14 protein-coding genes are annotated in these 21,118 nt (G+C 64.4%); 8 read left to right on the forward strand and 6 right to left on the reverse strand.

Annotation, left to right across the window (positions count from 1 at the left end):
- Nucleotides 1–7: 7 nt before the first annotated feature.
- From GXH28_RS02305 to GXH28_RS02335, 6 genes are all read right to left on the reverse strand, one after another.
- Nucleotides 8–1,177 (reverse strand): deoxyguanosinetriphosphate triphosphohydrolase, encoded by a 1,170-nt coding sequence (locus tag GXH28_RS02305; RefSeq protein WP_169237391.1) that lies wholly within the window; start codon nt 1,175–1,177, stop codon nt 8–10.
- 55 nt (nt 1,178–1,232) lie between these two features.
- Nucleotides 1,233–3,119 (reverse strand): molecular chaperone DnaK, encoded by a 1,887-nt coding sequence (gene dnaK, locus GXH28_RS02310; protein ID WP_169237392.1) that lies wholly within the window; start codon nt 3,117–3,119, stop codon nt 1,233–1,235.
- Between the two features lie 157 nt (nt 3,120–3,276).
- On the reverse strand, nt 3,277–4,041 hold the full coding sequence (locus GXH28_RS02315) for an amino acid ABC transporter ATP-binding protein (protein WP_445082635.1): 765 nt from the start codon (nt 4,039–4,041) through the stop codon (nt 3,277–3,279).
- A gap of 64 nt (nt 4,042–4,105) precedes the next feature.
- Nucleotides 4,106–5,314 (reverse strand): amino acid ABC transporter permease, encoded by a 1,209-nt coding sequence (locus tag GXH28_RS02320; protein WP_169237393.1) that lies wholly within the window; start codon nt 5,312–5,314, stop codon nt 4,106–4,108.
- 2 nt (nt 5,315–5,316) lie between these two features.
- Nucleotides 5,317–6,513, reverse strand: coding sequence for an amino acid ABC transporter permease (locus GXH28_RS02325; protein WP_169237394.1), 1,197 nt, complete (start codon nt 6,511–6,513; stop codon nt 5,317–5,319).
- Between the two features lie 320 nt (nt 6,514–6,833).
- Nucleotides 6,834–9,044: an RNA-binding domain-containing protein gene (locus GXH28_RS02335; RefSeq protein WP_169237395.1), complete on the reverse strand. Its 2,211-nt coding sequence runs from the start codon at nt 9,042–9,044 to the stop codon at nt 6,834–6,836.
- Between the two features lie 253 nt (nt 9,045–9,297).
- Here GXH28_RS02335 and pyk point away from each other — a divergent pair, with 253 nt between their 5' ends.
- The 8 genes from pyk (at nt 9,298) to GXH28_RS02375 (ending at nt 21,117) form a co-directional block, all read left to right on the forward strand.
- A complete protein-coding gene (gene pyk / locus GXH28_RS02340) occupies nt 9,298–10,734 on the forward strand; it encodes a pyruvate kinase (RefSeq protein ID WP_169237396.1) in 1,437 nt (478 codons plus the stop codon).
- Between the two features lie 13 nt (nt 10,735–10,747).
- Nucleotides 10,748–11,971, forward strand: a complete 1,224-nt coding sequence (locus tag GXH28_RS02345; protein ID WP_169237397.1) for an MFS transporter — start codon at nt 10,748–10,750, stop codon at nt 11,969–11,971.
- A gap of 166 nt (nt 11,972–12,137) precedes the next feature.
- A complete protein-coding gene (locus GXH28_RS02350) occupies nt 12,138–13,247 on the forward strand; it encodes an Mrp/NBP35 family ATP-binding protein (protein ID WP_169237398.1) in 1,110 nt (369 codons plus the stop codon).
- 82 nt (nt 13,248–13,329) lie between these two features.
- Entirely contained in the window at nt 13,330–14,571 is a 1,242-nt protein-coding gene (locus GXH28_RS02355; protein WP_169237399.1) for a PSP1 domain-containing protein, read from the forward strand.
- 38 nt (nt 14,572–14,609) lie between these two features.
- Nucleotides 14,610–15,296 carry a PIG-L deacetylase family protein gene (locus GXH28_RS02360; RefSeq protein WP_169237400.1) on the forward strand — a complete coding sequence of 229 codons (687 nt, stop codon included), beginning with the start codon at nt 14,610–14,612 and terminating at the stop codon, nt 15,294–15,296.
- Nucleotides 15,297–15,611: 315 nt separating this feature from the next.
- Nucleotides 15,612–18,509, forward strand: a complete 2,898-nt coding sequence (locus GXH28_RS02365) for a hypothetical protein (protein ID WP_169237401.1) — start codon at nt 15,612–15,614, stop codon at nt 18,507–18,509.
- Between the two features lie 80 nt (nt 18,510–18,589).
- The gene (locus tag GXH28_RS02370; RefSeq protein WP_169237402.1) at nt 18,590–19,945 is read left to right on the forward strand and encodes a hypothetical protein; all 1,356 of its coding nucleotides are present in this window, start codon (nt 18,590–18,592) and stop codon (nt 19,943–19,945) included.
- Nucleotides 19,946–19,962: 17 nt separating this feature from the next.
- Complete coding sequence (locus GXH28_RS02375; protein ID WP_169237403.1) at nt 19,963–21,117, forward strand: beta-galactosidase; 1,155 nt, start codon at nt 19,963–19,965, stop codon at nt 21,115–21,117.
- Nucleotide 21,118: the final 1 nt, after the last annotated feature.

The raw sequence follows: 21,118 nt of genomic DNA on the forward strand, positions 1-21,118 counted from the left end.
GCTCAGCTCAGACGCGCCGGCCTGAATCCAATAATCGGGCATGCTCGGCAAGGGCAAACCGGTCGGTCATGCCCGCGATGTAATCGCACACGGCTCGGCTGAGCGACAGACGCTCTATCTGCTGGCGCGCGCTCTCGGGCATGATGTGCGGCTCCCGCGTGTATGCCTGGAAGAGGTCGTTGACGATGTGCTCCGCTTGCCTGGCCATGCGCAAGACATGCGGGTGAGCGTACACGCGCTCGTTTAGAAAGCGCTTCAGCTCTTGGTTCATCCGCTCCGCCTCGTCCGAGTAGGCCACCAGCAGCGTCGGCCAACGACGCACATCATCCACGCCGGCCTGTGAGCCGCGCTGCGCCAGCAACGCCTCGATGCGGCGCGAACTTTCCACCAGCAGCTCGGTCGCGACGAGGTCAATCAACCGGCGGATGATGCGATGGCGCTTGACGTCGGTGAAGGCAGCCGCGTCATCCACCTGCGCTGCTTCGCGGGCGCGTTGCCACCAGGCCAACGCCTTCACGTCCGCTTCGCCGACCAGTCCGGCGCGCAGTGCGTCGTCCAGGTCGTGCGCGTTGTAAGCCAGCTCGTCCACCACAGCGGCGATCTGCGCTTCGAGCGTGCCGTGCAGTTCCGGCCAGTAGTCGGGCGGCGCCTCGATGGGCAAGGCGTCCGCATTGTGTTTGAGGATGCCTTCGCGAAATTCATGCGTGAGGTTCAGGCCGGGGAAATCGGGATAGCGGCGCTCCAGCTCGGTGATGATGCGGAAACTCTGCCGGTTGTGGTCAAAACCACCTTCCGAAGCCATCAGCGCATTCAACGCGCGCTCGCCAGAATGACCGAAGGGGGGATGGCCCAGATCGTGTGCCAGACAAATGCCCTCCACCAGGTCTTCGTTCGCGCCGAGCGCGCGCGCGATGGTGCGGCCGATCTGCGCCACCTCCAACGTGTGCGTGATGCGGGTGCGGTAGTAATCGCCTTCGGTCGTCACAAAGACCTGCGTCTTGCCCTGCAGTCGGCGGAACGCGGTGGTGTGCAGAATGCGTTCGCGATCGCGCTGAAACGCCGTGCGGTATGCCGCTTCCGGCTCAGGGTGTTGTCGCCCGCGCGATGCCGCGCTTTTCATCGCATACGGTGCGAGCGTCAACGCCTCGATCCGTTCGAGTTCTTCGCGCGTGCGCATGGGGATAAAAACAAAAACCCTCGCAGGTCGCGCGACCTGCGAGGGTTGCCGTGGCTCACACCGAGCGATACTCGCCTTCGACCACGCCTTCGTCACCCTTGCCGTCGCCAGAAGGCGTCGCGCTGCCGGCGCCGGTCTGCGACGTGTAGGCGCTCTGGCCGATGCGCGACATCGTCGCCTGCAACGACTCGGTGGCCCGCCTGATGCGGTTGATGTCGTCGCTCTTCAGCGCGTCGCGCAGGTCGTTCATCTTGCCTTCGGCCTCGGCGCGGTCAGCGCCGCTGACCTTTTCGCCCAGGTCGCGCAGCGCCTTTTCGGCCTGGTAGATCGCCTGGTCGCCGGCGTTGCGCGCCTCGGCCAGCTCCCTGCGCCTGCTGTCGGCGGCCGCGTTGCGCTGCGCCTCTTCCACCATGCGCTCGATGTCCTGCTTGCTCAGGTTCGTGCTGGCGGTGATGCTGATGCGCTGCTCGCGACCGGTCGCTTTGTCCTTGGCGCTGACGTTCAGGATGCCGTTCGCGTCAATGTCGAACGTCACCTCGATCTGCGGCATGCCGCGCGGCGCGGGCGGGATGCCCTCCAGCCGGAACTGGCCGAGCAGCATGTTATCGGCCGCCATCGGGCGCTCGCCCTGGAACACGCGGATGTCCACGGCGCTCTGGTTGTCCTCCGCCGTGCTGAAAATTTCGCTCTTGCGCACCGGGATCGTGGTGTTGCGGGGGATCAGCACCGTCATCACGCCGCCGAGCGTCTCCACGCCCAGGCTGAGCGGGGTCACGTCGAGCAGCAGCACGTCCTTCACTTCGCCGGCGAGCACGCCCGCCTGCACGGCCGCGCCCACGGCCACCACCTCGTCTGGGTTGACGCTCTTGTTCGGTTCCTTCCCGCCGGTCATCTCCTTGACCAGGGCTTGCACCATCGGCATGCGCGTGGCGCCGCCGACCAACACCACCTCGTCAATGTCGCTCACCTTCAGGTTGGCATCCTTCAGGGCCTGCTCGACCGGGCCGCGCAGGCGCTTGACCAGCCCTTCGCTCAATTGCTCGAACTTGGCGCGGGTGAGCTTCATGAGCAGGTGCTTCGGGCCGGTCTGGTCGGCGGTGATGTAGGGCAGGTTGATCTCGGTCTCCATCATCGAAGACAACTCGATCTTGGCTTTTTCCGCCGCCTCCTTCAGCCGCTGCAGCGCCTGTCGGTCGTTGCGCAGATCAATGCCCTGCTCTTTCTTGAACTCGGAGATCATCCAGTCCATGATCACCGCGTCCCAGTCGTCGCCGCCCAGGTGCGTGTCGCCGCTGGTGGCCTTCACCTCCACCACGCCGTCGCCCACTTCGAGGATCGAGACGTCGAAGGTGCCGCCGCCCAGGTCGAAGACCAGGATCGTTTCGTCCTTCTTCTTGTCGAGGCCGTAAGCCAAAGCCGCCGCCGTCGGCTCGTTGATGATCCGCAACACTTCCAGGCCGGCGATCTGGCCGGCGTCTTTGGTGGCCTGGCGCTGCGAGTCGTTGAAATAGGCCGGCACGGTGATGACGGCCTTGGTGACCGGTTCGCCGAGATACGCCTCAGCGTCGGCCTTCAGCTTGGCCAGCACCATCGCGCTGATCTCTTGCGGCGTATAGGTTTTATTGGTGTTCGGGATCTTCACCTGCGCATCGCCCTTCGGCCCTTGCACCACCTGATAAGGCACGCGCCTGCGCTCGCCCTCCACTTCATCGAAGCGGCGCCCGATGAAACGCTTGATCGAGAAAATCGTATTCTCGGGATTCACCACCGCCTGGCGCTTGGCCGCCTGGCCGACCAGCCGCTCGCCGTCCTTCTTGAAGGCGACGACCGACGGCACCAGGTTGCCGCCCTCCGCCGTGGGAATAACGGTCGGGCTGCCACCCTCCAGCACGGCCACCACGCTGTTCGTGGTGCCCAGGTCAATGCCAACGATTTTTGCCATCTTGTCTTCCTCCACATTTTTACTGCACACGACGATTCCGTCGAAAGTTGCTCCGCTTAAGACGCCTCAACCTTACGGCCAGGTCGTTAGAGGTATAACGGCGTTGCGTTAGTGTTGTGTTAGCAAGCGGGGGCGGCTCGCGGCCTGCCGCCACCGCTTAGTGCGACAAAATTTGCGACAAGAAGAGTTTGGTGCGGGCTTCCTTTGGATCACCGAAGATCTGTTCGGGGGGGCCGCTCTCGACGATTTGCCCCTGGTCGAAGAAGTACATTGTGTCGGCCACAGCGCGAGCGAAGCCCATCTCGTGGGTCACCACCAGCATGGTCATGCCGCTTTCGGCCAGCTCGATCATCACGTCCAACACTTCTTTGATCATCTCCGGGTCAAGCGCGCTGGTCGGCTCGTCGAAGAGCATGATCTTGGGCTGCATGGCCAGCGCGCGGGCAATGGCCACGCGCTGCTGCTGGCCGCCGCTGAGCTGGCCGGGGTACTTGCGCGCCTGTTCGGGGATGCCCACGCGCTTGAGGAGCTGCATGCCGATCTCCTCGGCCTGAGCTTTGGACCACCCGCGCACCCAGATCGGGGCCAGGGTGATGTTGTCCATGACCGTCAAGTGCGGGAAGAGGTTGAACTGTTGAAAGACCATGCCGGTCTCCATGCGGATCCGCTCGATGTCGCGCACATCGTGGGTGAGCCGGATGCCGTCCACAATGATCTCACCGCGCTGATGTTCCTCCAGCCGATTGATGGTGCGGATAAAGGTGGATTTGCCGGAGCCCGATGGCCCAAAGATTACCACTACCTCGCCCTTGTGCACTTGCATGTTGATGCCGCGCAGCGCGTGATAGTGGCCATACCACTTGTGCACATCACGGCAGATGATGATCAGATCGTTGGGGTGATGTTGTTCGGTCATGGTCATTGAGAGTGATCGGTTCTAAATCTAGCGTCGCATATCTGAAGCTGCGCAGAATGCGAACGCAGGGTCACCTTGCAGCGTTCAACCGCGCTTCCAGGCGCTGGCTGAAGGCGGACATCAAATAGCAGAACACGCCGTAGACCAGCGCGACGAACAAATACACCTCGGCTTGCAGCCCCAGGAAGTCCGGCTGGGCAAGCACAGCCTTGGCGATGCCCATCAAGTCGAGCAGGCCGACGATGACCACGAGCGAGGTATCCTTGAATAGGGCGATGAACTGGCCGACCAGGATCGGGATGACCGCCTTGAGCGCCTGGGGCAGGATGATGAGCAGCATCATCTTCCAGGTGTTCAGGCCCAACGCGCGCGCCGCTTCATACTGCCCACGGGGAATGGCTTGCAGGCCGCCGCGCACATTCTCGGCCAGGTAGGCCGCGCTGAACAAGACGATGCCGGCCATCGCCCGCACCACGCGGTCAATGGTCACGCCGGGCAAGAAGAGCGGCAGCATGAGCTGGGCCATGAACAACACGGTAATCAGTGGTACGCCGCGAATGACCTCGATGTAGATCACGCAGAGCGCGCGCACGATGGGTAGGCTGGACTGGCGGCCTAGCGCCAGCAACACGCCCAACGGGAAGGAGAAGACGATACCTACTACGGTGAGCAGCAGCGTGAGCAGCAAGCCGCCCCATAGGTTCGTGGTCACCAGGGACAACGGCCCGTCTGCGCTGCCGAGACCGCTGATCAGCAGGATGACAAGCGGGAAGTAGATCACCCAGCCGAGGATGGTGATGCGCTGCAGTTGCGCGCTGCGCCAGCGGCTGAGCGCGAAGCCGATTGCGCCGGCGACGCCCACGATAAGCAGCGCGACGCGCGCTTCGCCGTGTGCAAGGATGGCCAGGAGAAACGGTAGCGCGCCAAAAGTGATCGCGCCGGCGCGCTGGTTGCGCCCCCAGATACCCCACGAAAGCCCGATCAGCAGGGCCAGCAACACCACACAGGCCCAAGCGCGCCAGGTCGCGGCTGCGGGGTATTGCCCGACCATGAACAGTCGCAGGTTGGCCGTGATCACCTCCCAGCGCGCCTGCGTCAACGCCCACTCCAGCGCGCTGCGCAGCAGCAAGATGACGACGACGCCAAAGATCACCGTCAACAGTGCGTTGTACCAGGTGCTGAATAGGTTCTTGTGCAGCCAGCCCAGCACCGTATAGCGCTCGGTTGGCGGCGGCAGCGCCTCGGCGCGCGCAGGGAGCGAAGTTGTGGTCGTGCTCATCTTCACCGCTCCACCAACCGCACGCGGCGGTTGTACCAGTTCATCAATAACGAAGTGAGCAGGCTGACCGACAAATATACGCCCATGACGACAGCGATCATTTCTACGGCCCGCCCCGTCTGGTTGATGATGGTGCCCGATACGGCAAACAGATCCGGATAGCCGATCGCCACCGCCAGCGAGGAGTTCTTGGTCAGGTTCAGGTACTGGCTGGTGAGCGGGGGGATGATGACCCGCAACGCCTGAGGGAACACCACCAACTGCAAAGTGCGCCGGCTGTTCAGCCCCAACGCGCGCGCTGCCTCTACCTGCCCCCTCGGCACCGATTGGATGCCGGCACGCACGACTTCGCCGATGAAGGCCGCAGTGTAAATCACCAGGCCGATCAGCAGCGCCATAAACTCCGGCGTCAACACCAGACCGCCGCGAAAGTTAAAAGCGGCGATCTGCGGTGTGGTGATCGTGAGCGGCGGCTGCGGCAGGACGAGCCACCCGACCACGGCCATGGCCGCAAACGTGCCCAGCGCCGGCAGCGCAATCGGCTTGGGCCGACCACTGCGCTCCTGCCAGAGGCGCAGCCCGATCGCGACCAAGACCGCCGAGCCTACGGCAGCGATAATGATGTAAAGGTAGATCGGCCAAGTCTCCGTCGGCTCGCCCCAGGGCATGGCCACGCCGCGATTGCTCAGGTAGATCGGCCCCAAGCGGATGGCTTGGCGCGCGCGCGGCAATTTTAGGAAGAAGGCCGTGTAAATGAAGATGAGCAATACCAGCAACGGCACGTTGCGCATCAGCTCAATGAACAACCAAGCCAGCCGGTTGACCAGCCAGTTGCTGGAGAGCCGGGCAATGCCGACGATGATGCCGAGGATCGTCGCCAGAACAATGCCCAGCACGCTGACGAGCAGCGTGTTGAGTAAACCGACGAGCAGCGCACGGGCGAACGTATCGCTGTTGGTGTAGCGGATGAGCGATTCGCCGATGTCGAAGCCGGCGGCGTTGTCGAGGAAGCCGAAGCCCAGGGCGATGCCCTGGCGCTGCAGCGAGGCGGCCATGTTCTGCACCAGAATGATGGCGAGGCCGGCGACGATGGACAAAACGATGAGCTGCGCGGCGAGCTGGATGAAGCGATCGTCGCGCCAAAACACGCGGCTCATCCGCGGCGGCGAATCGGGAGGTGGAAGCGGAACGTTCGCCATGCCTTAGGGCGAGGTTATAGCCGGTTTCGGTGAATTCGCAAAACGTCACCGCTCCCCTGCCGTTGAAACGCGCGGCAGGCCGGCATCGCCTCTGCGCCACGTTTGCGCCTGAACAGGCATGCTGATTCGTCCGCCTGTGAAATTCCTTTGCGCGGGTGAGGTGGCAGCGCATCGCGCGCCCGCAGCCGGCCTGAGCGTGGCGATGGATCGCCGCGTCAAGCCGGAGCACGCGCGCTTCTAGTGTGGCCAGAACCGGGTCGGCCTGAACACTAGCGTCATCAGCGCAAAGCGGCTGCGGCAGGGCGACCCGCGGCGATGGTTCAGTCTGCGTCTGCTTTGTCTTCGACCGGCGTCGGCGGTTTGTCGCCCGCGCCGCTTGGCAGCGCGTTTCTGGATGCGCCGCCTCGTGCGCTGAACGCCGCGATCAATTCGCGCCACCGCTCGTCCAGGCCATCGTCGGTGACGCCGTAGAACACCACGACTTTGCCGTTGGCGTCGCGTATGGCGAGATCGGAGCGCATCTTGCCGGCGCGCATCTCGCGCGTGAGCACGGCGCGGTCGCCCTGCCATTCGACCTCCTCCGGCCCGCTGGGATGATCGGCGAATTGCGTGATGGCATAGTGCCACAGGTCGCGCGCGCTTTTCATCGTCACGTTGCGGATAATCGAATTGTTGCGCAGGTCGCGCACGGTGAAATAGATCACGCCGTTGCGCTCCTCCATGGAGAGCACCTGGACGCCAGTCTTGGGCATGCCGGGGAGCGCCAACGCGCCGTTACTCTCCGCCAGCAGCGGCTGCGCGGCAATCGTCACGCTGGTGGGCTCAGCGTGTTGCGATTTGTCTCGACGCTCACGCTGGGCCGGCGGCTGCTGTGGCTTGGCCGTTGGCCGGCTCTGCTGGGGCGGGCGCTGTTTGTGCTGCTGTTGGAGTGGCGGTTGGGATTTGCGCGGCTCGGGTTGGCGTCGCTCGGGCGGGGGCTGCGATGGCTGCTGTTGGCGACGATCGGGTTGCGGTTGCGGAGCGAGCGGGCGTGGTTCTTGGGGCCTCAGCTTCTCATAGCCGCGCCGGGCGATGGCCACGATCTCATCGCGCGTCGCCGGGCGGCTCTCCGCGTCCGCGCGCACGAAGAAATGCGCGCCGTCCAGCACGTAGGGCGCATCCTCGCCGCGCGGCACTTGAATATGCAGCACGTTAGCGCCGTCCAGCGTGCGAACCTGAACCGGAGCCGGGAGCTTCGGCGTGATGCGCTTCTCCATCTCGAGCGCCAGCTTCTGCAGGGCGTCGCGCGCATCGGATATGCCGGGTGCCTTCTTGCTGGGCTTGGCATCGCAGCCGATGATGATGTTGCCGCCTTCGCCGTTGGCCATCGCGCAAATGTCGCGCAGCACGGCGGCGAACCGATCGCCGCGTTTAGGCAAAGACGCATAAAAGGCAACCGTGGCGCTCGGGCCGCGCTCCCGCGCCTTCACCAGTTCGTCGTCGGGCAGGTCCAGCACGTCGAATACCGGCCGCACGCGGCTGAAGTCTTGGCTGAGGAACACGTTGCGCAGCGCCTCGAAGCTGACTTCGTCGAGTTGGATCTCCGTGGCGCGTTCGCCCACGCCCAGTCGCTTGGCGTTCTCCGCGGAGGCGGCCAGCCGGTGCGCGTCGCTGCCCTGGATGGCCAACATGCGACGTGGATACTCCGGCTTGATGCCGGTGAACAGGTGCGCGCTCGAGTAACGTCCTCGGTCGAGGTCAGTAAATTCAATGGCGTGCAAATGCGGGTCTTGCGTGAAAGCGATGCGCGTCTGGCCGCCGAGATCCCGCCCGCGCATGGCGATGCCGTTCGACGAGTTGGCATGTGCAGCGATTGCAATGCCGCCGGCCTCGTCAATCGCCGCGTAGGCCTGTAGCACATCGCTGGTGGCGCCGGCCTCGCTCAAGCCCTTATCCAACGCCTGGCCCGGCACGCGCAGGTCTATCAGGATGTGCTCGATGTCGCGCAGCGGCTTATCTGGCGAGAAGATGCCCAGGATGTGAAACCCAAACGTGGCCGTGAATTCAAACCCCGGCAGCACGAGGATCTTCTTGAGCAGGCGGCGGTATTCGTTCAGGCGCGCCAGCTCATCTGGACGGATGCGGTCGAGCTTCTCCAGATATTCGAGATGCTCGATCTCATTCATCATGTTGCGGTATCCGTTCACCGTGTTGTGATCGGTGAAGGCGATGATGCTGAGGCCGCGCCGCTCGGCCTGCTTCAGGATGTCGAGGTATGTGGCGCTCGGCTCTTCGTAGTCGTGCGAAGCCGGCGTGTGAATATGCAGATCAACGCGCTTCCACGAACCGTCGGCTGGTGATGCCGGTGGTGGAGCGTTTGCCTCGGATGCGCTTGCTGCGGCTTTGCTCGCGCGGTTGTTGCGGCGCGACGACGCGCGGCGCGCAGATGGGGTCTTCGGCTTCTCCGATTCCTCGTCTGTCGTCCGGGCCGTCTTGTTGTTTTGCGATTCGTCCGACGTTACCGTGGTGGCTTCTTTCTTCTTTCTAGACATATACAGCGGTCGCGATGTTCGGCTCGAAATACAGGCGCCGGCGGCGTTCCGCAGGGGATATCACCCAAAATCAAAATAGGCCGGCGAGCCTGAAATCTTCCGCCGCATTCGACCTCAACGAGATGAGCAAACGCTGAGTGAACGCAAGCAGCTTTCTCCAGAGCATTATACAGATCGCGCGTATGCCGGCCGTTGATCGAACAGAGCCACACGCTGATGAGTCGCCCAGCTCATGTAGCATAGGGGGAGACGCATGCGCACCAAAATCGTTTGCACCCTCGGGCCGGCCAGTGAGGACGAAACGGTCCTGCGCGGCATGATCCGCGCTGGCATGGACATCGCGCGGTTGAATTTCTCACACGGCAGCCGGGCCGACCATGAGCGGCGCATCGGCCTGGTGCGTCGGATAGCTGCCGAGGAACGCGCCAGCGTCACCCTGATGGGCGACTTACAAGGGCCGAAGTTTCGCATTGGGCAGTTGACCGACCCGGGCGTGGCCTTACAGCGCGATCAGCAGGTCATCTTCAGCGTTCAACCGGAGGGTGAAGCCATCCCCCTGCCTCACCCCGACTTGTTGGCCGCCATCCAGGTGGGCCAGCGCATGCTCATTGACGATGGGGCGATCGCGCTGACCGTCGTGCGTCGCATTGACGCGACCACGATCGCGTGCCGTGTGCTGAACGGCGGCGTGGTGATGTCGAACAAGGGCGTGAGCGTGCCCGGCCTGAAGATCGCCATGTCGGCGCTCACACCCAAAGACCGCGACGATGTGCAGTTCGCCATCGCGCAACGAATGGATGCGCTGGCCATGTCGTTCGTGCGCAGCGCGGAAGATGTGTATGAGCTGCGCCGGCTCATCCAGGATTGCGGTGGGGACCAACTCGTCGTCGCCAAGATCGAAAAGCCCGAAGCGCTGGACGACTTGCCCAACATTGTGCGCGCCAGCGATGCCGTCATGGTGGCTCGCGGCGACTTGGGCGTGGAAGCAGCGCCGGAGGAAGTGCCGTTCTACCAGAAGCGCATCATCCTGACCTGTCTGCGCGTCGGCAAGCCCGTCATCACCGCTACGCAGATGCTCCAAAGCATGATCACTTCGCCGCAGCCCACGCGCGCTGAGGCCAGCGACGTCGCCAACGCGGTGCTCGATGGCACCGACGCGCTGATGCTCAGCGGCGAGACGGCGGTGGGCGCCTTTCCCGTACAAGCGGTGGAGGCCATGGCGCGCATCGCCGCGCGCGCCGAGGCCAGCGTCAGCTATCGGCCTCGCGCGCTTCTGTCGGAGCTGCACGAGACGCTGGCTGACGACGATCGCACCGACCATAAGACCGACGCCATCACGACCGCGGCAGTGCACATCGCCGAGACGGTCGGCGCGAAGGCCATCGCGTGCGCGTCGGCGTCTGGTTTCACGGCGCGCATGATCGCGCGTCATCGCCCAGCAGTGCCGATCGTGTGTCTGACGCCGCATGAGCGCACTCAACGTTACGCGTCGTTCATGTGGGGCGTAGCGGCGGTGATCGCGGAGACGCGCAAGGCGGACGCCGATACGTTGTTCGAGGCGGCATGCGACGCAGCGCAACGGTTGGGTTGTGCCAGGCCCGGCGATACGATCGTCGTCACGGCCGGCTTGCCGCTGGGCAGCGGCTCTGGCCACACGAACGTCATCCGATTGATGGAAGTCCGCGCGTGAGCCCCCCACCACAATGGCGCGATCCGCCAGGCGCACTCCTCCCCCGCTCTTCGTTCTTGGATGCTATGCCTTCGTCAGCCTCGGCGTGAGCGCAGCGTTGCTTGGGCCAGCGCTGCCCACACTGGCGGCCAAGGCGAACACCAGCCTCGACCGCATCGGTTTGATCTTCGGCTCGATGTCGCTGGGCTATCTCACGTCCGCGCCGCTCATCAATACGATAGGCGCGCGCATGGGCGCGCGCGCCACGCTCATCGTCAGCCCGCTGGTGGTCATCGTCGGTATGGTGCTGCTGGCGCTCGGCACGCATCTGAATATCTTCTTCGGGGCAGCCTATCTGCTCGGCTTGGGCCAATCCGGCACGCAGGTAGCTTACAACGCCATGTTTGGCTTGCAGGCAGAGGGAGGACGCGCCTCGGCCGTGCTCAATCGGCTTAATGCTTTCTTCGGCGTCGGCGCACTCATTGGGCCGCTGTTTGTTGCAGCGAGCTACGCGCTCATCAACGAGGCGACGTTGGCGTTCTGGATTGCGGCTGCGATGGCGCTGCCGCTCACACTGGGCGCGCTGCAGGCGCAGGATGGGCTGCGCCGTTCGTCGCCCGCGCACATCGCATCGTCGGACGGCAGCGCCGCGCGCCGCTTGTTGACCTCGCCGGCAGCGTGGGGATTATGCTTCGTCATGGGGTTGTATGTCGGCTGCGAAGTGGCCTTCAGTGGCTGGGCGACCGAGTTCACCCGCCGCATGACGGGCGCAAGCACGGCGCAAGCTGCGGTTGTGGTGAGCATCTTCTGGGCGGCGCTGGCGCTCAGCCGTTATTTCACCCCTACCATCGCGCGCCGTATTCCGTCCGCAGCATTGATCGGGTTGCTCTTTGCGTTGGCCATCCTCGGGTTGATGGTGATGCTGATGGCCGGGCAGATGAGCGCCGCAGCGTGGGTAGGGGCATTTGGGGTCGGCGCCGGCTTTGGCCCAGTTTATCCTACGCTCATCGCCATCGGCATCCAGCGCTTCCCGTTCGCTGCGCGGATGATCGCCAGCGTGCTCACCAGCACCGGCGCGATCGGCGCGCTCTTCTTACCGACGTTAGTGGGCTTCGTGATGGACGCGTCGGCGCTTGGCGCAGTGAGCGCATGGGTGATGCTGGCCGGATTGCTGGCGCTGGTCATCGGCCTATGGCAACTCACGCGCCGCGCCTTGAGGCGCGAGGATGCCACAGCGTCGCCGGGGCGAGCCGCGTAGCGCGTTGCATCGCCATGCGCCGAATTTACCAGCTCGCGTGCGACTTCCGCCCCCTGCCTGGCTCAGCGACGCCTCACCCGCCCCTGTTACAATCCGCCTGTCGGTTTGTGACTATGGCGCATGTTGCGGTGCCGCGCACCGTGTTTGCGCCGCCCGTGGAGATGAAATGGCTGTCACCGAAAAGGAAGTGATGTCCGCGCTGTCGCGCGTGATCGAACCCGAGTTGCATCGAGACCTGGTCTCGCTGAACATGATCAAGGATCTACAGATCCGCGGGAACGATGTCGCATTCAAAATTGAGCTGACCACGCCGGCTTGCCCGTTGAAAGACGTGATGGACAAGGCGGCGCGGGCCGAGCTGAGCAAAATCCCCGGCATCGGCAAAATCGAGATCGGCTGGACGAGCAACGTCGCCGCCAATGCGCGGATGCGCAGCGCGCTCAACCTGCCGATAAAGAACATCATCGCCGTCGCCAGCGGCAAAGGGGGCGTGGGCAAAACCACCGTTGCGGTGAACCTGGCGGTCGCGCTTGGCCAGACCGGCGCCAAGGTGGGCTTGCTCGACAACGACGTGTACGGCCCCAACGTGCCGCTGATGGTTGGCCTGCCGACCGCTGAGCTGCTGCCGGACGGGCGCGCCCTGCCCAGCGTGGCCCAGCACAATGGCAAGCTCATCCCTGCGGAGAAATTCGGGATCAAGATCTTCAGCATCGGGTTCATCTATCCCGCCGAGTCGCCCCTGGTGTGGCGCGGGCCGATGCTACACAGTGCGATTCGCCAGTTCCTTCAGGACGTGGACTGGGGCGACCTGGACTACCTGATCGTGGATATGCCGCCCGGCACCGGCGATGCGCAGCTCTCGCTGGCGCAGACGGCGCAGGGCGTGATGGGCCTCATCGTCACCACGCCCCAAGCGGTCTCCCTGGGCGACGCGCTCAAGGGCTTGGCAGCGTTCGAGCAGCTCAAGATCCCGATCATTGGCGTGGTCGAGAACATGGGGCCGTATACCGACCCGACCACCGGCAGAAAAGTTGCGATGTTCGGCGAGGGCGGCGGCGAGCGCCTGGCTGCGATGAAGCAAACGCCCTTCCTGGGCAGCGTGCCGCTCGACCCGGCCATCCGCGTCGGCGGCGATAGCGGCCGACCGATCGTCGCGGCGTATCCCGAGAGCGAGGCGGCCAAGCGACTGAGCGAGATCGCCAAGCAGGTCGCGGCGCGCGTCAGCGTGTTGAATTTTCAGCAAAACAACGTCATCCCGATCTCGATCATCGGGTGAGACCGCGCGACCGGCCCATGGCCGATTCGCTGCTGCGCGCCTCGCTGGCGTCCCTCGCAAATCCAACGTTTAAAGGTCTGGTATGGACGCTACGGTCAAGGAGCCTTCGATGTTCGACCTGCCGGAATGGGCGGGCGGATATCCACCAGAGGAGAAGCCGACCGAACCCAAACCGCGCTTAGTCGGTGTGCGCTTCCAACGGGCCGGCAAGGTCTATCACTACAGCGCAGAGGGCTTCGATGATTTGAAGGTCGGCGATTGGGTGATCGTGGACACCGCGCGCGGCAAGCAGATGGGGCAGGTCGCCACGTTCAAGCCGCCCAAGGACAAAAGCGGCCCCTACAAGCGCATCGAACGCCGCGCTACGGGCCGCGATATGGCCATGCGCCACTACTACGAGAGCAAGGAACTTGAAGCGATGATCGCTTGTCGCGCCGAGAGCGCCGCGCTCAACTTGCCGATCAAAATCGTGCGCGCCGAATACAGCTTCGACGGTCAGACACTCACCTTCCTCTATTCGTCCGATCAGGAGGAGCGCGTCGAGGTGGGTGCGCTGCGCGAGGCGATGAGCCGGCTCTACCGCGCGCGCATCGAGACGCGCCAGATCAGCCCGCGTGAAGTGGCCAAGATCCTGGGCGGCATGGGCGCATGCGGCATCGAGGAACGTTGTTGCTCGCGCTTCCTGACCGAGTTCAGCCCAATCTCGATTAAACATGCCAAGGAGCAAAACCTCAGCCTGAATCCGCACGACATCACCGGCATGTGCGGCCGGCTGCGCTGCTGTCTCATCTATGAGTATGAGCAATATGTGGAGGCGCGTCGCCACCTGCCCAAGCTCAAGTCCATGGTCGGCACGCCGATGGGGCCGGGCAAGGTGGTTGAGATCTTGCACCTGCGCGACTCGGCGCGCGTGAAGATCGGTGAAGGGCCGGAGGCGCGCGAGGTGGAGTTCCATCGCGAACAACTCGTCCCGTTGGAGGAGTGGAAGCGATTGCAGGAAAAGGCGGCCAGCGGGACGTGCGACCGCCACGCGCATGGCGCGTGTGATTGCGGCAGGGGCGAGCCGCGCAAAGCCGAGGCGTCGCCACCAACCCCGCCCGATGAACTCCCGCCGGCCGCCAAGGCGTTCATCGCGGCCAACGAAGCCCAGCCAGAACAGGAGCGCACGCGCCCGAACCGCGCGAAGCAGCGAGAGCGCAAGCAGCGCCGTGAACGCCGGCCGACCGACATCGGACGCCATCAACCGCGCGCTACGGATGCTGATGGCGAAGGCAGCGCGCAGCGAAAACGCCGGCCGCTGTTACGCCGCAAGCCGGGCAAATAGCTGCTCATCTCCCCACATCCCAACCCGGCCCGCGAACCATGAACGTCCTCGTCATCATCGCCCACCCAGACGACCCCGAGTTCTTCGCAGGCGGCACGATCGCCCGCTGGCGCCACGAAGGCCACGATGTGCGCTACGTCGTCGTCACCGGCGGCGACAAGGGCAGCGACCAGCCCGATATGACGCCGGCCCAACTGGTGGCCATCCGCCGCGACGAACAACGCCACGCCGCCGCCGTTCTGGGCGTGCGCGATGTCACCTTTCTCGGCCACGTGGATGGCGAGCTGCTGAACACGCAAGGCGTCCGGCGTGACCTGGTGCGCGAAATCCGACGGGCGCGCCCAGATGTCGTCCTGACAACCGACCCGCAGACGCTGCACTACGGCGCGACGCGCGTCAACCACACCGATCACCGCGCCGTCGGCCTGGCGGTTTGCGACGCCATCTTCCCGGCCGCGGGCAATCGCATGTACTTCCCCGAACTGCTGGCGGAGGGCTTCGAGCCTCATACGCCGAAGGAGATCTACTTTGCCGGCCCGGCCTGCCCGAACACGCTGGTGGATGTCACGGATTTCATCCAGACCAAGATCGCGGCGATCCGCATGCATGCCTCGCAGGTGAAAGCGCCGGACGAGCTCGAGTCGCGCATCCGACAGGGGCTGTTGCGCCTCACCGCCGACGGCCGCATCTTCTTTGCGGAAGCGTTCCGGCGCATCTGGCTATAAACTTCACAGAACGTTGCGTTTGCAACGGCCGGACGGCGCATCCGGCAGTCGGCGTCGCCCGCGCGGGGACGGATGACGCGCGGACGCCATGCTAGAATGCGCGGTTGCAAATTATCCTGAAATCGAAATCTGGAATGACGGATTCGCAGAGATCAACCGATTGGCTTACCGCCGCGCGCTAAGGCGAGGACGACTCATTCCACTGCACCCAGGCCGATCGCGTTGCGCCGGCGCATGGCCTGCGCCGCATCAGGCGCAGCAAGTTGATAGAGGGTAACGCTTTCACACGAGGCGCATAACATGAATGGGCCTTCTATGCATCGAGAATCTGGCTCGAAAGCCTCGGGCACTTCAGATCCCGATGTATCAGGCTTTGCCGAGACGCCGGTGATTGACCGTATTCCCAAGCTAGCCAACAGAAGACAGCGCAAGCCGCCGCGCCCGACCCGTGAAACCCCACGCACGCAGTTCTTGCTGCCGACGACGCGCGCGGGCTGGCTCAAAGCGATGGGCATTGCACTGGGCGCCGTCCTGGCTGTGGGCGCCGCGCTCGTGGGCCTGCACCGGATCGGCGCCAACGGCTGCAGCGAATTCACCACCGAGCGGACGACGGTGGCTGCTGAAGGTTTTCAGATTCGCGTGATGCCGAGCGACTTGACCGGCAGCTTCGGCGTGAAGTTGGGCGTCTTGTCGTTGGCCGACTTCACCGCTGCGCCCCGTGACGCCGAGCTTCAGGCTGCCGCTGCCAGCTTGCCATCTGGGTTAACGCTCGTGCGCGACCCGATCAGGGTCACAACCTGCAGCGCCGCCCCCCGACTGGCGACGCTGCGCATGAGCATCCCGCCCGAGGTAGAAGCGGACGCGAGTTTGGATTTGTACGGCTGGGATAGCCGAGCGCGCACATGGGCGTGGCTCGGCGGCGAGTTGGATGCAGCGTCGCGATCCGTTGTGGCGCAGGTGTCCCGCGTGCCTTCGCTGGTGGCGCTGATGAAAGTTGCGCCCATGCCGCCTTCGCTCGGCATCGAACTGCCGCCGGCGACCCGTGATCCGACAGCGATTGTCCGGTCTAGCCCGCCCGGCGCCCAGATCGTCTATGCCGCCGGCCTCTATCTGGGCGACCGCAGCAGCATCGTCGGCGACCCAGGCAGGTTGCTGCGGCCGAGCGACGCGCCCCGGAGGGTCATCCCCGCCGTGCGCAATTGGGGCGCACAAGGCGAAGTGAACCGCACGCTGCTGCGCACGATGCTGGCCAGCCAAGCAAGCCGCACCGCGCATGTGAAAGCGCTGCTGAGCCTGGTCGAGGTCGGCGGCTTTGAAGGTGTGCAGATAGACTACCGCGGCGTAGAAGCGACGCAGCGCGACGCCTTTTCGCAATTGATCGAGCAGCTCGGCGCACGTTTGGCCGAGCGCGGCAAGACCCTCCACGTCGCCATCCCCGCCCCTGCGCTCACCGACTCGAGCGGTGTGTTCGACTCATCGGGCTATGACCTGCATCGGATCGGCCAAGCCGCTGCGTGGGTGCAGCTCGATTTGAGCACCAACCCCGAGGTGTGGTACACCGACCGGTTGGATCCGTTGATGGCGTGGGCGGTGGGCCGCGTGGATCGCCGCAAATTGCAGGTGATCCTCCCGACCCTGGGTGTTCAGAAGGACGCCAACGGGCGGGTGAGGCTGATCGGCCTGGAGGAGGCGCTCGCCGGTTTGGGTGGGCTGCGGACGGTAGCGCCGGCCGTCGCGCCTGGGGCCAGCGTCCGGGTGTGGTGGAGCGGCGATGTTGAACCCGCGGATGTGCGCTACGACCCGATCGGTCAGGTCTACGCCTACAGCACCGTGGACGAACGCGGCATTCAGCAGACGGTGTGGTTGAGCACCGCTGCCAGCTTGAAGCGAGCGCTGGAGCGCCTCAGTCGGCACAATATTCGCGGCGTCACGCTGCGCGGGTGGATGCACCCCGGCAACGACGACGGCGTGATGCAGATTGTGGACGGCTTCGCGCGCGGCGATCTGGCATCGGTGCAGGTGCCGGAACCCGTGCTCAAGGTGGCGTTCGGCGCCGGCACGCCGTTTAGCTTTCCCCTCGGCCAGAGCCCAGACGCGATGATCGTGCAAGCCCCCGGCGGCGAGGGGCAGTATGAGATCGCTTCTGTGTTTCAAAGCGCGCGGGCGATCGCGTTGAACCCGATGCGCGTGTTGATATCTCGAGACGCGCCCGCTGCCGAAGGCGACGCAGAGGCGGCATCTGTGGCATCTCAGGATGTTGCGCCCCCGATGCCCGGCATGAACGCCGAGCGATTCGAGCTGGGCGGCCACGTCAACAACCTGGTCCACGCCGCCCAGATGAAGACCGCAGGCATGACTTGGGCGCGCACGGAGGTGCGCGGCGAAGCATTGCCCGAAGCGTTCATCGCCGAAGCTAAGGCTAAAGGGTTGAAAGTACTCGTCACCGCTATCGGCGATCGCAATCGCGTGATGGATGTTGCTTACCGCGATCAATGGGCGCAGCACCTGGGCAAAATCGCTGCGGCCGGCGCAGACGCGATCGAGGTGTGGAGCGAGCCGAACTATCAGGCGGAATGGCCGGCCGGCCAGATCAGCGGCGCGTCTTATGCCGACCTGTTGAAGCGCGCTTACTTTGCCATCAAACAGGCGAACCCCGGCACGCTGGTGATCAGCGCCGGACTGGCGCAGACATCGGGCGTGTTTGCCGGCGGGTGCGCGGAGGACGGCTGCGATGAACTGGCCTTCCTCAACCAGATGGCCGCCGAGCAAGCTCAGAATTACATGGACTGTGTGGGCATCCACTACACCTCCGGCTTTCAGTCGCCCGGCACTGTAGGCCCGCTCCATTACTCTCAGTACTATGAGCCGTTGCGCAACGCGCACTATGGCGCGTTCAACGGCGCCAAGCCGGTATGCTTTACGGCGCTGGGCTATGTGACGGCCGAGGGGTTCCCCTCGGGTATGCCGGCCAAGTATTCGTTTGCCGCAGGCACGACGTTAGCCGATCATTCGGCATGGTTGGCCGAAGCGGCGAAGCGCTCCAAAGCAAGCGGCAAGGTGCGTTTGATGATCGTGTGGAATGTGGACGCGACCGAGTGGATCGCGGATGATCCTTCCCGGAACATCGAAGGGGACCCTCAGGCAGGCTACGCCATGATCCGACCCGACGGCACGTGTCCGGCTTGCGAAGCGTTGCGCAGCGTCATGAAATGAGCCGATACACCTTCAACCCCAAGCTCGACCCTCGTCGGGAACGCAATCGCCGTTTGCTCATCAGCATGATAGCATTAGGCATGGCCGCATTGTTCGCCCTGGCGCTGCTCGGCTTCGGCATCTGCCTGTTGACCGGCGGATGCGCGATCGGCGGCGCGCAGGTGGCTGAGGAACCCACGCCGTTCGTCCCAGAGGTGACCATCTTTGCGCCGCAGGTCACACCGCCGACGGGCGAGGTTCCGGCCAACGCGGCGCCGCCGCTCACCGCAACCATGGACCCGCGCGGGAAGATCGAAGGCATTGACGACTTCGTTTGCCCCAACCCGCGCCCGGCGCCGGCTCGGTTCGGTTACGGCATCCAGAGCAACTGGCCGGTTGGCGACATCGGCCTGTTCAACTCCATCATGGCCGAGCAACTGAAGATGGACTGGACGAAGGCGCAGATTCGCTGGACGGACTTTGAGCCCAACGGCCGCGGTCAATACGCGCTATACAAGTGGCAATTGCTGGATGCCTTTACTGCCGACGCCAACAAGAAAGGCTTGCACATTTTGTTCGGCGTGCTCGATGCGCCGGCATGGGCGCGCCCCCAAAACGCCAACCCCGCGCGTCCGGACCTGCTCGGCCCACCGGATAACTACGAGGACGCGCGCATCTTCATCGAGAAGCTGCTTGCTCGCTACAAGGGCTGTGTGCAGGCCGTCGAGGTATGGAACGAGATGAACCTTGACCGCGAGTGGACAGTCGCCTCTCGGCAGATCAAGGCCAGCGATTATGTCGCCTTCTTGGATGCCGTCGTGCCCACCATCCGCGACATTGACCCGAGCATCATCGTGCTGATGGGTGCGCTCTCGCCGACCGGCGCGAACATCACTCAAGATGGCGTGATGCAGGTGGTGGACGACCTGACCTACATGGATCAGTTCGTCGCTGCCGGCGGCCCGGCTCGCGTGGACTGCATCGGCGTGCACTTGAACGGCTACAACCTGCCGCCCGACAAAGAGTGGAACGAAGGCTACAACGATCCCACGGCGACCTTCCGCGGCCCGTTCGACTCGCCTCACCCGTCGTGGTCATTCAAGAGCACGATGCGTTTGTACCACGAGAAAACGCAAAAACCACTGTGCGTGACCGAATTCGGCTGGGCCTCGATGGAGAACCTCAAGCGCTCCGATGGGTCGCCGGTGCAAGGCGCGCCGCCCGGGTTCGGCTTTGCGCTCGACAATACCGAGCAAGAGCAAGCCGACTGGATCGTGCAAGGCTTCCAGATCATGCGCGATAGCGGCTACGTCAAGTTCGCCATCGTCTTCAACCTGGACTACATTCAGAAGGTGGGCGGCGAGCCGGATCAAGAGAACGTCGCGCCGTATAGCATCACGCGGCGCGATGGGTCGCCGCGTCCGGCGTTCGAGGCGCTGAAGGCCATGCCGCGCTAGGTCGGCGGCTTGCCTTGATGAGACGAGCACGCCGGGCTGCCTGGACGGCCGTTGTGGCGCTGGCAACCGCATGTACAGCGCCGAATGCCGTGCGCCCGCTGCCGCAAGCCGAGTCGGCCCGGCCGATCGCGCCGCCGCGCCGGGTCGAGTCGCCCAGTTATGGCTTCGAAGCCTATCTGTGGTGGAAGCCGGAGATCGCCACGCGCGACTTGGGGCTGATTCGCGAGGCCGGCTTTCAGTGGGTCAAACAGACCTTCGCCTGGCGGGACATCGAGATCGAGAAAGGCGCATACGACTGGAGCCGCGCCGATCAGGTGGTGTTCCTGGCGACGGAGGTCTTCACGCGCAATTTGATCGCACGGCTGGATCGCGAGCCGTACTGGGATCGCTACGACTATCCGCTCGACCAAGGCATTGCCGCCGGCCCGCCGCGCAACCTTCAGCACTTCTTTGACTTCTGCGCCGCCATCGCCGCGCGCTACAAAGGCAAGATTGCCGCGTATCAGGTCTGGAACGAGCCGAACCTGGCGCGCGAGTGGGGCGGCATGTCCCCCGATCCGCGCGCCTATGTCGAGATGTTGAAGGGATGCTACCTGGCCATCAAGCAAGCCGACCCCGATGCGCTCGTGATCAGCGCTGGCCTGGCCCCCACCGGCAATGGCCCACCGTCGGCCATGCCGGACGATCAGTTCCTCATCGCGATGTACGAAGCCGGCGCGGCGCCCTACTTCGACCTGTTGGGTGTGCACGCGCCCGGCTTCCGCGCTGCGCCGGAGACGCCGCCCGGCATGGCCGTCAGCATCCCCGAACTGGGCGGGCAGCGTTTCTTCGCCTTTCGCCGCGTCGAGGACTTGCGGGCGATCATGGAGCGGTTCGGCGATGGCGACAAGCAAGTCGCCGTGCTGGAGTTCGGTTGGACCACCGATCCGGTCAACACCAACTACGCCTGGTTCGCCATAGATGAGCAGTTGAAGGCAGATTACATGGTGCGCGCCTTTCGCTGGGCCAAGCACAATTGGCAGCCATGGATCGGCCCGATGATCGCCCTCTCCATCCCACAGTTCGACTGGACGCCGCAAAACGAGCAATACTGGTGGGCCGTCGTGGATCCGGTGTATCCGGAGACGCGAACGCGACCCGCCTACGAGGCGCTGAAGGCGATGGAGAAGTGAT

It is taken from the genome of Candidatus Roseilinea sp. NK_OTU-006 (genome assembly GCF_012931985.1).
In the GTDB taxonomy this organism is placed as follows: Bacteria; Chloroflexota; Anaerolineae; order J036; family Brachytrichaceae; genus JAAFGM01.